We start from the raw sequence: 15,670 nt of genomic DNA, 5'->3' as shown, positions 1-15,670 counted from the left end.
TACATTTGTGCAACTAATTTAGAAGCAATATAAATGAGACGCAGTTTTATCACTCTATATGCGCTTGCAGCTACGGCATTAACAGCCGTAGCGCAACCGCGTTTTACCTCTAATACGGAAATGTATGATTTCGGACAGATTGAATGGAAACATCCGGTAACGGTGCAATACTCCATTACAAACACCGGCAACCAACCTTTGGTACTTACCGAGGTGGAGCCCGATTGTGCCTGTTCCGTGGCCCGGTGGACAAAGACTCCTATCGCTCCGGGTGCAAAGGGAGTAGTCAATGTGACTTTTGATGCGGAGGCTTTGGGGCACTTCAACAAATCCGTAGCCATTTACAGTAATGCGCAACCCCATCTGGTTTATTTAAAGTTCAACGGTGAGGTGGTGCGTGAAATCAAGGATTTCACTAAAACTCATCCATACCTCATCGGGCAGATACGCATAGATAAGAACAATCTTGACTTTCCCGATGTGCAGGCCGGTGAGAAGCCTGTTATGCACATAGGGGTTGTGAACCTGTCAGACCGTCCGTACGAACCAGTGTTGATGCACCTGCCGCCTTATCTGCAAACGGAAGTGAAGCCCAATGTCTTGCAAAAGGGGGAGAAGGGTGTCATCACCGTTACGTTGGATTCCGAACGGTTGACGGATTTCGGACTGACACAAGCCTCTGTCTATCTGGCACGTTTTGCGGGCGACAAGGTGGGGGATGAAAATGAGATTCCTGTGTCCGCCATTCTTCTGCCGGACTTCTCGGGCATGACCGAGACGGAAAAGGCGAATGCCCCCGTCATCAATCTTTCCATTAAGGATATTGATATGAGTACCGTACTGGCAAAGAAATCGAAGGCACGTCAGGACATTATTATAACGAATACCGGCCGTTCTCCTTTGCAAATCAGCAAACTTCAGGTATTCCACCCGGCTGTGGGCGCCAGCTTGAAGAAGAGTGTGTTGCAACCGGGCGAAAGCACCCGCCTCCGTGTAACGGTGGCGAAACGGAATATCGGGAAGAAACGCCGTCATCTGCGCTTGCTGATGATTACGAATGACCCGATGCAGCCGAAAGTAGAGATTAATATTAAAGCGAAATAATATAAAATCTTACTATGGAACATCCTGAAAATAACAGAGAATATAAAGGTTTGGTTGTCAATGCAGGCATTGAACAGCCTTCGTCCGTCAATCCTTATCTGAAGCGGAAACCGAAAAAACGCCAGCTTTCCGTTGCAGAGTATGTAGAGGGTATTGTAAAAGGCGATATCACGACATTAAGCCGGGCTGTGACGTTGGTGGAAAGTGTAAAGCCCGAACATCAGACCATAGCTCAGGAGGTGATAGAAAAGTGTCTGCCATACTCCGGTAACTCTATCCGCATAGGTATCAGTGGTGTGCCGGGAGCCGGCAAGAGTACGTCTATCGACGTATTCGGACTGCACGTATTGGAGAAGTACGACGGCAAACTGGCGGTATTGGCCATCGACCCCAGTAGCGAGCGCAGCAAGGGCAGTATTTTGGGTGATAAAACCCGCATGGAGAAGCTCTCCGTTCATCCTAAATCCTTTATCCGTCCCAGTCCTTCGGCAGGTTCGCTGGGTGGCGTGGCACGCAAGACGCGTGAAACGATTGTGCTTTGTGAAGCTGCCGGATTCGATAAGATATTTGTAGAAACAGTGGGTGTGGGACAGAGTGAAACTGCGGTACATTCAATGGTGGACTTCTTCTTGCTTATCCAGCTTGCCGGTACGGGCGATGAACTGCAAGGCATCAAGCGCGGCATTATGGAAATGGCGGACGGCATCGTCATCAATAAGGCGGATGGAGATAATCTGGAACGTGCCAAGCTGGCTGCCACCCAGTTCCGTAATGCGCTGCATCTTTTCCCGGCTCCGGAGAGCGGTTGGACGCCGCAGGTACTGACCTATTCCGGCTTTTACAACCTTGGGGTACAGGAAGTATGGGATATGGTTTATAAATATATCGACTTTGTGAAAGAGAACGGCTACTTTGAATACCGCCGCAACGAGCAAAGCAAATATTGGATGTACGAAACCATTAATGAACAACTCCGCGACAGTTTCTATCATAATTCTACAATCGAAGCAATGCTGGCCGATAAGGAAAGCCAAGTGCTAAAAGGTAACCTGACCTCCTTTGTCGCTGCCAAGAATTTGCTGGATACTTATTTTGCGGAATTGAAAAAATAGCGGGAGTGTATCAAAGCAAAGAATACTTACTGTCTGTTTTTTAGGCACGGATTACGCGGATTTTACGGATTTACTTTATTCTTTTCCGTGAAATCCGTGTCTAAAAAAATCATCAACTACGTTTTGATAACTTCTTGTTCCCTACACCTCTTTTCCTTCCTTCTCAAAGTCCTTGCGTGATTTGCTTTGCGTAACGATATATACACCGAGAAATACCAGTGCAATGGCTATTCCCTTTTCCAGATTGAATACAGCCATACCGATTACGACTGTAACTATTGAAGCTACAATAGGTTGCATATAGTTGTACATACTCACTACTGTGGGGCGCAACAGTCTTTGTGCTGTCATGATACATATATAGGCAAGGAAACTGCCGCCTACCACTACATAGCCCACTTGTAACAGTGCCGCAGTAGAGATTTCCGCCCACTGTATGGCAGCCACATCGTGATAGGAGAAAGGGATGTAGCACATGGATGCATACACAAACATCCATTTGTTCAGGGTGATGGGAGAATATTTTTGGGATAACCCTTTAAATACGGTCAGATAGATAGAGAAACTGATTTGGGCGACGAGACACAGTAAGTCACCTATGATGCTTCCGTTGCCGCTACTTGCATTTTGGCTGCTCATAATAAGTATCAATGCTCCCATTGCTCCTACAAAGATGCCCAGCACTTTTTTATTGGTAACGGGCTCTTTCAGATAAACAGCCGCTACAATCATGGTGACGATAGGAAGGGTAGTAGTTACGATGGAGGCATCGATGGGAGAAGTCATGGACAGTCCGAAGATGTAGACTCCCTGATTGAACACCAATGCAAAAAGCGAGGCGAAGAATATCTTCAACATATCCCGGTGGTCTACCTGCTCGCGTTTGCAGAACAGTGAGAGTAGCCAGAAGCAAGCCGCTGCGCCTACCATGCGGAAGGTAGTGACAGACAAAGCGGAGAACTCAACTAAAGCGGATTTACCGATGGGCGCCATTAACCCCCATAGAATATTGGCGGTCAGAGCAAACAGGTGACCTTGTACGTTCTTGTTCATATTGTGAAATATGTATTGTTTGTGGTGAAAAACGCTGCAAAGGTAACTAAATTCTCAATCTCTTTCTTTATATTTGTAATACGAATATATAGGAATCATGGAAGTACAAGCCAATTACATCAGACGTATCGAGATACACGGGTTGTGGCATCGGTATAATATAGCTTGGGAGTTGCGTCCCGATGTCAACATACTTTCCGGCATCAACGGAGTAGGAAAGACTACGATTCTAAACCGCTCGGTGGGATATCTGGAGCAAACCACCGGAGAAGTGAAGAGCGATGAGAAGAGCGGAGTGCACGTATTCTTCGATAATCCGGAAGCAACTTTTATCCCCTATGATGTAATCCGCAGTTACGACCGCCCCCTTATCATGGGAGATTTTACCGCCCGTATGGCAGATCCGAACGTAAAGTCCGAACTGGACTGGCAACTCTATCTGCTCCAACGCCGTTATCTTGACTACCAAGTGAATATCGGCAATAAAATGATTGAATTGCTGAGCGGTGACGAGGAACAGCGGAGTATGGCTCCGGCGTTGTCCGTACCTAAACGGAAATTTCAGGATATGGTTGACGAACTGTTCAGCTATACCCGAAAGAAGATTGACCGCAAAAGTAATGACATTGTCTTTTTTCAGGACGGTGAGCAACTGCTTCCCTATAAACTCTCATCCGGTGAAAAACAGATGCTGGTAATCCTGCTGACAGTCCTTGTGCGCAACGAAGACCATTGTGTACTCTTTATGGACGAGCCGGAAGCATCATTGCACATTGAATGGCAGCAAAAGCTTATCGGCATGATACGCGATTTGAATCCGAATGCACAGCTTATCCTCACTACCCATTCTCCGGCCGTTATTATGGAAGGCTGGCTGGATGCAGTGACGGAAGTGGAGGATATTTCGACGATAATCAGCAACTGACTCCTTTAATTCTTGAAACTTCTTTAACTCCTGAAAAGGATAATTTATAATTCATCACTGCTTTGGCAACATCTTTACGACATAATCTGACTTCCGCTTATCTGGACGCCGCGCATAAGTTCTCGTCGAAGAAAGGGCGCAGACGCATTGTGGCGTATGTGGAAAGCTATGATGATATAGCTTTTTGGCGTACTCTTTTGGCTGAGTTCGAGAATGAGGAGCGTTATTTCCAAGTAATGCTTCCGTCTGCCACTTCATTGGCAAAGGGCAAGAAGATGGTGTTGATGAATACGCTCAATACAACGGAACTGGGGCGCAGCCTGATAGCTTGTGTGGACAGTGATTACGACTTTCTGCTGCAAGGGGCTACCAATGTGTCACGGAAGATAAACCGCAACCCTTATATCTTCCAGACTTACGGATATGCCATTGAGAACTTTCATTGTTTTGCCGAGAGCCTTCATGAGGTTTGCGTGCAGGCAACATTGAACGACCGTCATCTCCTCGATTTTCCCGCTTTCCTGAAACGCTATTCACAGATAGCTTATCCGTTGTTCCTGTGGAACGTATGGTTCTATCGCCGGCATGATACGCATACTTTCCCCATATACGATTTCAATGCCTATGTCCGTTTGCAGGATATAAGCCTGCGGCATCCTTATAGCGCTTTGGACGCTATGCAGCGTACGGTATCTGCCAAACTATCCGAAATGGAAGTACGCTTTCCGCAGTACATAGAGCACGTTGATAAGTTGGGTGAGGAGTTGCGGAAATTAGGATTAATACCCGATAACACCTATCTCTATATGCAGGGACATCACATTATGGACTGTGTGGTGCTGAAGCTGTTGATACCCGTTTGCACAGTACTCCGCCGTGAGCGTGAACAGGAAATTAAACGTCTGGCGGAGCATAACGAACAGTTCCGCAATGAACTGACGGGTTATGAGAACAGTCAGGTCAATGTGGCTGTTATGTTGAAGAAAAACAGCGGTTACAAGAACCTTTATCTCTATCAGTGGTTGAAAGAAGATATAAGGGAATTCCTCGAACGGGAGAAACTCTGACCCCCTGTCGTATTTTATACCTCATACTTTATATTTAAGCATCATGGACATATTAAAGAATATCGACGAATTATTGATTTCTTGGGGAACAGCCCCTTCTCTGGCCGATATACTCGATCAATTTATAGCTTTTGCGCTGGTACTGATTGTCGCTTTTCTGGCGGATGCTATCTGCCGGAACATTTTGTTGAAAGTGGTGGCGCATCTGATAAGGAAAACGAAAGCTACATGGGATGATATTGTTTTCGACCGTAAGGTGTTGATTCACCTTAGCCGGATGGTGGCGCCTGTCATTATCTATATTTTTATTCCGGTTGCTTTTGCCGAGACGAGCTCTTCCACTCTGGGATTCATCCAGCGTGTCTGCCTTATCTATATTCTTATTACGTTCCTGAGTTTCATCAATTCGTTCCTGAAGGCTGTTTATGCTGTGTACAGCGAGAAGGAACAACTCCGCGACCGCCCGTTGAAGGGAATGTTGCAGACGGTACAGGTGATTCTCTGGTTTGTGGGCGCCATTATCGTGGTAAGTATTCTGATTGATAGGTCTCCATTGTCGTTGTTGGCGGGGTTGGGTGCTTCTGCCGCTATCCTGATGCTGGTGTTCAAGGATTCTATTATGGGATTTGTTTCGGGTGTGCAGCTTTCCGCCAATGATATGCTGAAGGTGGGCGACTGGATTGCAATGCCCAAATACGGTGCAGACGGTACGGTGATAGAAGTCACACTGAATACGGTAAAGGTGCGTAACTGGGATAATACCATCACTACGATTCCGCCCTATCTGCTGGTCAGCGATTCGTTTCAGAACTGGCGCGGTATGCGCGAGAGCGGAGGGCGGCGCGTCAAGCGTTCCATTAATATCGATATGAACAGTGTGAAGTTCTGTACTCCGGAGATGCTGGACAAGTATCGTAAGATTCGTTTGCTGAAAGACTATGTGGAGCATACGGAAACAGTGATAGAGGAGTATAACAAGGAACATCATATCGACAATTCCATTCTTGTCAACGGTCGCCGCCAAACCAATTTGGGCGTGTTCCGGGCTTATCTGACTGCCTACTTGAAAAGCCTTCCTGATGTAAACCAGGAACTTGTCTGCATGGTGCGCCAGCTGCAACCCACAGATCATGGCATTCCTATGGAGCTTTATTTCTTCTGTGCTATCAAGGATTGGGTTCCTTACGAGGGAGTACAGGCTGATGTCTTCGACCATGTACTTGCTATTATCCCGGAATTTGATTTACAGGTATTCCAGTCTCCGTCAGGCAGGGATTTTCAAAGAGCCTTCTCGTGATTTTAGGGAATTTGGCTATTGATAGATGCTTCATCAAAGCTCATCTGATATATAGGGTATCTGATAGGATGGCAGTAAATCTTCTTGTTCTGTACTTATATTGTATTTGTATTTATCGGTTTCTTTCAATAAATGCCCCTTTTCATCATAAATTGAGATTGTTATGGTTTTATTTGTCCGGTTTGAATCAATACGGGTTTCTTTGAACTTCATGCCATTCTTGTAGTAGGTACTGTCTGTCCAATGAAAATCTTCGAATTCCCTATTGAGAACTTCAATCCTTAGTTCTCCGTCTCTGTATTCTTTCCGGGTTTTACTGGGCGCTCCGTCAATGGTAGTCAGGACAATAACGGTGTCATTGTTTGTCGTAGTGTTTTCGCAAACTATCTCCTGTGTACATTCGGAGTGAGGTATCTTTTGTAGAGCTTCCTCGTAGGTAATCCCTTTGAAGAAGTATCTTTCTGTTTTCTGCCCGGTTATCAAGTCTGTGTCTGTTGTTTTAAGGAGTTCTCCTTGACTGTCATAAGTATAAAAACTTTCGGAGACCTGTTTCTCCGAAGGAGTATCGGCGGATGCGGATATATCTTTTATGTATTCCGGTTTGTCCTTGGCGTAATATCTGGTAAATGAGTAGAATGTGGTATCCTTGCCATCTTTTAGCCAAAGTTCCTCTTTTATGTTCTTGTGACGGCTTGTTGTCTTTATGTCAGAGTCGGAAATCTCTGTGGCTATATAGTCCGTGTCATTGCTATAGATATATTGCTGCAAACTATTAGATGTCAGTATATAAGCTTTGTCTTGACTGTAGTACAGATTATGTGTATTTACTGCTTTTACATTCACCAATCTGCCCGCATTATCGTAGGTGTTGTTGTATTCTGTGATTAAAACTGAATTATAGTGTTCTTGCGGTTGGGCATTGTGACCGCATGCGGTGAGCAGTAATGCTATACTTGGCAAGAGCAGGCAAGTGTATCTATTGAATTTCATGTCTTTATAATTGGTTCTATGGGATTGGGTATTGTGTTATAGGAACGAAATATGTTTCTCTCCCGGTTTCACATATATTTCTCCATCCGAAGTTTCCATGATAATGGGGCATTTTCGTTTACTCTCCACGGGGGTAACTCTGGTGGTTGGCGGCTCGTCATGATTCCTGCCCACAATGTAGCGGTCTATCACCTCTCCATTATCATCGACCAGTTCAAAGGTGGTGAAAATGTAATCTCCCTTTTTACTGATATAAAAGCGCAGTTCTATCTTTTCGTTCAACTTGAAATCGTCATCACTATATAATGTGTATGGGAGAGTTTCTGTGGGAAAGAGCCTGATGAGCTTGGTGTCGGATGATGTGTCCGGCAGTGTGTCCCAATCTTGTTTTACTAAAAAACTGCGTTCAAAGAATGGAGATGAGTATTTTATTTTTGTGATTTCTACTATCTCTTCCTTACCTTCCCGGCTGATTTGCCATCGCCATTCCTTATCACTGATAATCGAGGTTTGGTATCCTGTGGCAGATTCGGAAGCCGAAACATGTTCATGGCTGATAAGAGTGGTATCTCTATCAAAAAAACTACTGAAATGTGCCTCGCCGCCTTCTCCATAGTAGTGATTTGCCATTGTGATAGTGGTGCGGGTCTCTTTCTCGTTTGAATAATACTCACTAAATTCATTGTATTCATTAGTACTTTGTACCGGAAAACCTGCCTTATCGAATAACAATAGCAAGCGCTCGTGGTCTACATGGTTGTCATAAGAGTCTTCATCTTCCCGTTCCTGCTCACGGTCCAGTACGAATAAATCCATATTTCTGTAGCCGATGATTTTGCCTACGGCATAGAATTCTTCCTTTATATAAAGTGAATCGGACAAATCGGGGAGGAACTCATTGATGATTTCTTGCGGAATCTGTTTTCCGCGATCATGCCCTTTGCCTAAAGCTAAATCGGGGAAGTAGCTTATGAAGCGGCTGTCTATTTTGGGGCAGGTTTTATATTTTTCTTGTTCCTGCTCCTTCAATTGGCTGAAATAGACTGTATCGTTGGCGATGGTGACGAAGTATTGGGGAATATCCGATGTAGTCCGGACGAAAGTATCGTCCAGAAAGACATGATTCCCGAAACCGCAGTCGCAGTTTTCGTATCCTTCTTGAACAACGGTCAGTGTGTCGCCTTTGAACTCGAAGTGTAGCACACAATCGTTTTCTGTCATGCCGAGGTATGTACGGTAAGTGGCTTTTCCGTTGTGTACGGCGATGTGTCCGTCAATGGAACCGCTGTTGTATGCAGGTGCTCCGATGTTGACATAAATATAGAATAGCAGCGTGGTGTCATCGTATGGGTAGAAATAAGCTTCTCCTTTGGGTGCTCCCTGACGGGTAGCGGAATCCCCGAATGTATAGATGCCGCTATATCGGGTCACCGGGATAGTGTCGTCACATTGGGGTGTTAATGTGAGGCTGTCGCTTTGGGGTGTCTCAACTTGTGCATGAGTTGCTTTACTTTGCTTGTTTCCGCAACTGCTGATGAATATTGCCAGGAGGCTGATGATGATTACTTTTTTCATATCTTTTATTTATTTGCTTTTCGATGTAATAGTACTGTAATGATACCTCCTACGATAATAATGAATAACAGTAGTAGTCCCAGTACATCATACCATATAAAGATAAACCCTGGAATAATAAAGAATAACAGTAGTGCCAGTAAGCCATGCCATGCACTGCCTGTATAGTGTCGGGCAAAAAAGCAACTGAAAGGACATACGAATATACAAATCAGCAAAGCTTCAAAAAAGGACTCTAAAATCGGGAATAAGGTAGGATTACGCTCTGAGAAAGCGGCTATTGTCATGCTTATTATCACTATTCCTGTGTATATGGCAATCATAGTGCCATAGAAAATTAGTTTTGCTTTCATTCTAATCGTTTTATTTATTAATATTCCTGTGTTATAATTACGATGGTGCCTATACTAAGGTATAGTAGTAGTGCCAATACGCCGTGCCATGCACTGCCTATATAGTAACGGGCATAAGAAGTATGATGGTAAAATTTACTAATGACATCCATGCTGCTATTTGCCAACCTATGCCGTAGGGACATAAAGGGTCAAAAACTGCGATTACCCATAGAACAGCCAAAGCTGTTGCCGACTCACAATCATCCGTATCTTGCAGGGCTTTAAATGCCAATAGAACAGTCAGTATGACTACAATGGTAATCGATAAGACTTTTATGCTTTTGTTTGGAATCATGTGTCTTACTTGTTTTCAGTTACTTCTGTTCGCCCTCTTTTATATAGAAGAAACGGATGACTGACCGGTTCGTCAGTATGATAGGTGATATAGACAGAATCACCGCTCACCCTGCTTATCTCAAAATTTGCCTGGTAATAGACGGGGCTTTCTCCTTTAGGGATAAATCGTCTTATGTCTATCTTCGTTTCGGATAGCGTCTGCAAGTCAAGTAAGGTCAAATTTCCATCGGGGTTGGTTTTGTCGTCGGCATCCCGGTAGAGCAATAGGTCTGACGTAGTGTCATAATCGCTTTCATAATACAGTTTGTTCTTGAAAAGATTCTTTCCGGTACTCTTCTCGTATAGGTACAGACGGACATTGTACTGTGATTCCCAACGGTCTAATACGAAATACTTTTCGAAATCTATTCCGCTGTAACGCAAAGCATATTTATCGGCTTGTGTGCATTCTATCGGTTCTTCCTCAATCAATCGCGTCTCATCCCCATGCTTTAAGGTGAACCTGCGTATGCTATCCGGTGATAAAGAGACGCAAAGTTCATAGCCCTGTTGCAACCGGTAAATGTCTTGCTTTACATCACATCTTTCCTGTGGACAAGCAGACATGCAGATGCCGAATGCCGGGAAACAACCGATGAGCAGTCTCTTGATTATTCCCGGCAAACGCGTTTTATTGCTTGTTCCCGTTACGGTCATACCTTTCCAGTGTAGTCCACGAACCACTACCGTTGGGACGTTCCGCTACGGCTTTCAGCTTGCCGTTATCGTAATATTCCTTGCGATAGACTTCTGTGTCGTTTTCGCAGCGTCCTTCTTCACGTAATGTTCCGTCCTCGTAGAAACGCTTGTAGGGCCCTTCCTCTTTGTTGGTTTTGTAAGTGCGTTCCGATTTCAACTTGCCGTTGCTGCTGTAATATTCACGGCTGATGCCGTCACGTTTTCCGTTCAGGAAGTTTCTTGATGTTTCTACCTTCCCGTTGGTGAAGTAATGCTTTTCTTCCCCGGTTTTTTCATCGGCCTTATAGGTGGTCGAGACGGATGGCGTTCCGTCGTCGCGGTATTCTGTCCAGACACCTTCTTTCTTGCCGTCTTTGTAAGTGCCTTTTTCGCGTGGCTTTCCGCTTGCCCATATTCTGGAATATTCTCCCGTCATTTTCCCGTTCTTAAAGCTACGGCGGCATGTGTAGTCACCTCTGTTGCTTGTGATGTGCTCCACCCAGTTGCCGTCCGGCAGTCCGTCTTTATAGTAGGTGTCCAGAAGCAGTTTTCCATCTTCGCTGTAACGGCGGTCCGGTCCGTCCTGTACACCCATTTTGTAGCTGACTTCGGTTTTCACCTGTCCGTTCTGATAATAGGACTTGATGATGCCGTTCATCTTCCCGTTTATGAAGGTCGATTCCTCTGCCAAGGTTTTGCCGTCCGGATAGAATGCTTTGCGATAGCCGTCAAAGTTACCGTTCTTGTAAGTGCTTTCTATCATCAATACATTATTTTTGTAGTATCGGTAAAGACCGTCATACATTCCGTCCTTGAAGTTGGCAATAAAGTATTCTGAACGATAACCATCGATGATGCGATGCTCGCCTTGCAGGGGAGTTTTATCCTGATCCCAATGGCGGTACAGTAATCGTCCGTCGCCGTAGTTGATAACTGATACTTCATCTATTTTATATATTTTCTCTTGTGCTGATGTGTTCAGCAGGGTCGCTCCGCATAGGAGGAACATTAAAAACATTTTCTTCATACCATAATAGTTTTGGGCATTGTTTATTTTCCGGCAAAGAAAAGTAATATTATTGAATCAGAAGTGGTTTGGAAGTGTGCATATAGTGTACATTTCAATACTGTTCACTTTGGGAAAAGCTGTCAGGACAGTATTTCTTGATGATTGATTCGACTTTTTGTCGCCATTTATTAGAAATTGTAACATCATATTCTTCGAAGTCCCCGTATTTGAATATTCCATAGTTATAAGATAATATAAATGTGTCTCCTGTTACAAATAAATAAGTATAAAATGTCGGAATGGCAGCATAATTAACAACGTCATTAACTGAAATACCTAATGTTCCTTCTTTATATGCATCGGTGATTGTCTGCTTCTCTTTGGAGGTCAAAGGGATTACTTTGGTATTGTCGTAGGAAATATGGTAACCCTTGTAAGCATAGACATATTTCCTGTCCACCAAGTACAGTGTGTCGGTCGTAATCAAAGCTTTTATCTCCGTTTCGTGCTTGGCTTGTAAATAAAGAAAAGTATCTATATCTGCCTGTTCTTGCTCTGTAAGTATTCTTTGTGCGTTACAAACCGGTATTAACATACTAAGCAATCCCATAATCAATATTGTTCTAATGTTCATAACCCAATGGTATTAGCGTGCATCTTTCCGGATGCCTTTTGCGCTTCTACAATAAGAACCTTTCCGGGTATGATACAGATTTCAATTTGCATCACAAATAAAGACAATTTCATTGAATGATGACTCATCGGAGAGTGTGCATATAGTGTGCATTTCTGTGTGCATACTATTCCATAGCGGCTATAAGGATGCTATAAATTCGTCCCACTTTCCGGGGGCTCCTTTCTCTCTGAATACCTTTTCGTAGAGCCTTCGGCGGGCAGAAGAGATGGATTCTTTGGTATGGCTGGTCAACCGAGCGATTTCTATGGGTGACATGTTTATCTTGAGTAGCAGGCAGATGTGCAACTCGTGTTCGCTGAGTTTGTGGTACCGGTACAGTTTTCCGGTGAAGTCGTCATAGACATCGTTCACGGTTTCTTTCAGGGCTTTCCACTCTTCGCGGGTTATGGGGCGGTTGTCGGGCAAGATTTCTTCTTTGAGCAACCGGTAGATATCCGATTCCTGTATGACGGAGTACAGCATACGTTGTTCGTCCTTCTCTATTTCGGCTCTTTTGTTGGCATAGAGGGTTATCTCCTTTTGCATCTGTAGTTGCGCTCTCAGTGCTTTGTCTTTTTCGCCGAGGGCTTGGAGTTGTTGTTCCAGAAGTGCTATCTTCTTCTTGTTCTCTTTGATGAAGAGGGTGCTCTTTTGGTATTGTTCTTCTTTAAGGCGTCTGATGTCTTCCAATTGGGCGTTCAGCAGTAACTGTTTCCGGCGGCTGTGCTGCCAGTATAGCAGGAAGAGCAAGAGCAGGATGAGGCCGGACGCGATGGAATACGCCATGATTAGTGTTTTCCGGCTGTTTTCGGTCTTCAGTGCATCGTTTTCTTTCTCCCGCAGCCGGTAGTTGTAAATGGAGTGCATCTTGCGGATAGTTTCCATATTCTCCAGTCTTGATACCGAGTCGTTGTATAGAAGATATTGATTGATGTACTTCAGTGCCGCTTGCGGATTGCCGCGATCCAGAGATATGCTTCCCATGCGCAGGCAGGCGTTCCTTTTGCCATAGACATTTCCTACATCTTCTATCCGTTTACAATAGTAGATGGTGGAGTCCGGTTGCCCGGTGAGGTAGTAGTATTCTGCGGCAATGGAATAAGTGGACGACAATCCCGGAAGATAGGTACTTTTGATGGCGATGTCCAGTGCTTGCTTGGCATTCTCCCAGTCTTCCAATTGTACGCAGACGGCTGCGACCTGGCTTTCGGTCATGTTTATCATGCGTCTGTTGTCCATCGCATAGGCCAGCTTTCTTGCCTCCCTGAAATAGTGCAGGGTGCTGTCCGGCCTCTCCAGTTCACGGTAGGCACTGCCTATATCCCTCAAGCAGAACAACATATCGATGCTGTCTCTTCTCAATAAACTGTACCGATACCCTTCCTTCAATACTTCCAGTCCCTCTTCATAGAGTTTTTGGGAAAGCAGCAAAGTGCTTATCTGGCTGTATATCTTGCCTTTCAGCGGTGATTCAGTGTCTTCGGGCAGAGCTTCCATTGCCTTGTAGAAATAGGGTAATGCTTGCGGGGCGTCTCCCAAGTCGCGATAGACTCTGCCGGCGTAGTAGTAGGCTTCGGGCAGATGACGCTTGTCGTCTTTTTCTACGTAGTAGTTCAGGATGGGGAGTATAAGGCTGTCCGTGGTGTTGAGGATGTATGCTTTGTCTTTGGCCTTGATGCAGAGCAGGCGGTAGTACATTTGTGTGGCCTCGGGAGCGGTGGATATTTCCGTCTTGATGCTTTCCAGAAGGTGAATGGCACTGTCCGGCATAATGTTGGCAAGGCTGTCGGCTGTAATTAGGGCAGTAGGGTAGGGTACTTGCCTGCATGCGCAAAGGCAAAGCAGAAAGAAAAGGGTAATTACCGATTGCTTGTTTATTCTCATGGGTGCAAAATTAAGGAAGTTTTCGGTAGTATGTTCTTTTTCCTTGAGATTGTTTTTAATGGATGTTCCTTTATTGCTTTTCTCATTAGGACTTAGCACCTTTGAGGCCTATATTGAGCGGTCACAACATCTCGTTCTTTTGTTCTATAACATCTCCATGTTTTTATGAAAAACATCCGGATGTATTAAGGTACAGGATGTGAAGAAGGAGTTGAAGAAGCAGAAGAAGGGGTAGTTGAAGAAACTGTCATTCTGAACGGAGTGAAGAATCTCTTCTCCTCATGATTAAGAGAGGAGATTCTTCACTTCGTTCAGAATGACAGAATGTGCCTTAGCGTAAAGGTCAAGCCGTAAGAGCTAAGTCGGAAGAATTATTATTTTACCCAGCTTCCCTTCATCCAGTCGCATGCGGCTTTAATGGCATCGAAGGAAGCGTATGACAGAGCTTCGTCTACTTTGTTGCTTGTTACGGCGGTGAAGTCATCATTGGTGTAGTCTCCGTCGGATTTCAATGCGGCGGTGATGGTCATATTGGTCAGTTTGGAAGTACCGTTTTTCAGTGCGGCATTCGTTAACGGGCTTTCTACAACCAGCGGTTGGCCTTTACCGCATACTTTGGCATTGTCTATGTCGGCTTGAGTACCGCGGCGCAGGCGGATGCCCTGCTTGCTTTCGCCGTTACCTGCAAGAATGAGGTTCTTGAGTACAGGATGCGATACGGGAGTGGCTGCATTGTCGTTTTCGTTGTTGTCGGCTTCGATGAGGCAGTCGCAGTCGTAGCCCAATGTAGCTTTGGCTTCCTGATAGGCAACGAGGTCTGTGCCTTTTCCGTTCCAGCCTTCCGTCCAGTCGAAGGAGTCGTCGCTGCAACTCACCACCACCATATTGCTTACATTTACCGAACCTCCGAAGAACTCGAAACCATCGTCCGAACCTTTGTAAGCCTCGCAGTGGTCTACGATTGTACCGCTGCCTACACCGTAGAAGGAGATTCCGTTGGCTTCATGCTCTTCGTCGAAAGCAAAACCGGTATATTCCAAACGGATGTATTGCAACGTACCGGAGTTGTCGGCATCATCATTGCCGCCATATACGGCGCCGCCTATTTCAGAGCTTCCTTTACCGCCTTCAGCGTTGGTGTGTGCCTTTCCGCAGATGTGGATACCGCCCCATGCACCGGGTTCTTCTTTTTCGCTGGTCATGATGATGGGCTTGTCGGGAGTGCCTACGGCATTGATTTTAGCGCCCTGTTTCACCAAAATATAGTCTACGATATTGTCGTAGACGGAGATAATCTTTACGCCTTCTTCAATGTTCAGTGTGGCGCCCGCCTCTACAATATATTCTCCGCTCAACTTGTAGGTGCTGCCGGCCGTCAGGGTCACGTCTTCGGTGATAGTACCTTTCAGGGTACTGCCGTTTTCTATCTCATTACCTTTGTCACCGTTGTTGTCGTTGTTGTCATCGCTGCAGGCGGTGAGGGTAAGCATTCCGGCTGCAAGAGCCAAAGAATAGAATTTCAATTTCATTGCTTTCATAATTCAGTTGTTTTTAAATTGACTGTTCGTC

General features: G+C 45.1%; 14 protein-coding genes. 5 read left to right on the top strand and 9 right to left on the bottom strand.

The window, feature by feature from the left end:
• Window positions 1-33: 33 nt before the first annotated feature.
• Both DW121_RS01525 and meaB read left to right on the top strand, forming a co-directional pair.
• The gene (locus DW121_RS01525; RefSeq protein WP_118322886.1) at window positions 34-1,104 is read left to right on the top strand and encodes a DUF1573 domain-containing protein; all 1,071 of its coding nucleotides are present in this window, start codon (window positions 34-36) and stop codon (window positions 1,102-1,104) included.
• A 14-nt stretch (window positions 1,105-1,118) separates the two neighbouring features.
• Window positions 1,119-2,216: a methylmalonyl Co-A mutase-associated GTPase MeaB gene (gene meaB / locus DW121_RS01520; RefSeq protein WP_117711053.1), complete on the top strand. Its 1,098-nt coding sequence runs from the start codon at window positions 1,119-1,121 to the stop codon at window positions 2,214-2,216.
• A 141-nt stretch (window positions 2,217-2,357) separates the two neighbouring features.
• On the opposite strand, the gene DW121_RS01515 is transcribed toward meaB, so the two are convergent.
• Window positions 2,358-3,269 (bottom strand): DMT family transporter, encoded by a 912-nt coding sequence (locus DW121_RS01515; RefSeq protein ID WP_117711054.1) that lies wholly within the window; start codon window positions 3,267-3,269, stop codon window positions 2,358-2,360.
• Window positions 3,270-3,366: 97 nt separating this feature from the next.
• Between DW121_RS01515 and DW121_RS01510 the strand changes: the two genes are divergently transcribed.
• From DW121_RS01510 to DW121_RS01500, 3 genes are all read left to right on the top strand, one after another.
• Complete coding sequence (locus tag DW121_RS01510; RefSeq protein WP_118322885.1) at window positions 3,367-4,194, top strand: AAA family ATPase; 828 nt, start codon at window positions 3,367-3,369, stop codon at window positions 4,192-4,194.
• A 62-nt stretch (window positions 4,195-4,256) separates the two neighbouring features.
• Window positions 4,257-5,261, top strand: a complete 1,005-nt coding sequence (locus DW121_RS01505; protein WP_118322884.1) for a DUF4435 domain-containing protein — start codon at window positions 4,257-4,259, stop codon at window positions 5,259-5,261.
• A gap of 43 nt (window positions 5,262-5,304) precedes the next feature.
• On the top strand, window positions 5,305-6,558 hold the full coding sequence (locus DW121_RS01500) for a mechanosensitive ion channel family protein (RefSeq protein ID WP_117711057.1): 1,254 nt from the start codon (window positions 5,305-5,307) through the stop codon (window positions 6,556-6,558).
• A gap of 33 nt (window positions 6,559-6,591) precedes the next feature.
• Here the strand turns inward: DW121_RS01500 and DW121_RS01495 are convergent, their stop codons facing one another.
• From DW121_RS01495 to DW121_RS01460, 8 genes are all read right to left on the bottom strand, one after another.
• A complete protein-coding gene (locus tag DW121_RS01495) occupies window positions 6,592-7,548 on the bottom strand; it encodes a hypothetical protein (RefSeq protein WP_117711058.1) in 957 nt (318 codons plus the stop codon).
• Window positions 7,549-7,584: 36 nt separating this feature from the next.
• Window positions 7,585-9,123: a hypothetical protein gene (locus DW121_RS01490; protein ID WP_118322883.1), complete on the bottom strand. Its 1,539-nt coding sequence runs from the start codon at window positions 9,121-9,123 to the stop codon at window positions 7,585-7,587.
• A gap of 5 nt (window positions 9,124-9,128) precedes the next feature.
• A complete protein-coding gene (locus tag DW121_RS01485; protein WP_118322882.1) occupies window positions 9,129-9,476 on the bottom strand; it encodes a hypothetical protein in 348 nt (115 codons plus the stop codon).
• Between the two features lie 342 nt (window positions 9,477-9,818).
• Window positions 9,819-10,511, bottom strand: coding sequence for a hypothetical protein (locus DW121_RS01480; RefSeq protein WP_117711062.1), 693 nt, complete (start codon window positions 10,509-10,511; stop codon window positions 9,819-9,821).
• Window positions 10,486-11,559, bottom strand: a complete 1,074-nt coding sequence (locus DW121_RS01475; protein ID WP_117711063.1) for a toxin-antitoxin system YwqK family antitoxin — start codon at window positions 11,557-11,559, stop codon at window positions 10,486-10,488. Before DW121_RS01475 ends, DW121_RS01480 begins: the two co-directional genes overlap by 26 nt.
• Before the next feature lie 94 nt (window positions 11,560-11,653).
• Complete coding sequence (locus DW121_RS01470; RefSeq protein WP_147331362.1) at window positions 11,654-12,175, bottom strand: hypothetical protein; 522 nt, start codon at window positions 12,173-12,175, stop codon at window positions 11,654-11,656.
• 180 nt (window positions 12,176-12,355) lie between these two features.
• Window positions 12,356-14,101, bottom strand: coding sequence for a tetratricopeptide repeat protein (locus DW121_RS01465; protein ID WP_147399658.1), 1,746 nt, complete (start codon window positions 14,099-14,101; stop codon window positions 12,356-12,358).
• A gap of 374 nt (window positions 14,102-14,475) precedes the next feature.
• Complete coding sequence (locus tag DW121_RS01460; protein WP_118322879.1) at window positions 14,476-15,639, bottom strand: hypothetical protein; 1,164 nt, start codon at window positions 15,637-15,639, stop codon at window positions 14,476-14,478.
• Window positions 15,640-15,670: the final 31 nt, after the last annotated feature.

The organism is Bacteroides sp. AM10-21B (assembly GCF_003472565.1).
Classification (GTDB): Bacteria; Bacteroidota; Bacteroidia; order Bacteroidales; family Bacteroidaceae; genus Bacteroides; species Bacteroides propionicigenes.
Note: the sequence above shows the minus strand (reverse complement) of the source record. Positions and strands in the feature narration are given on the sequence as shown.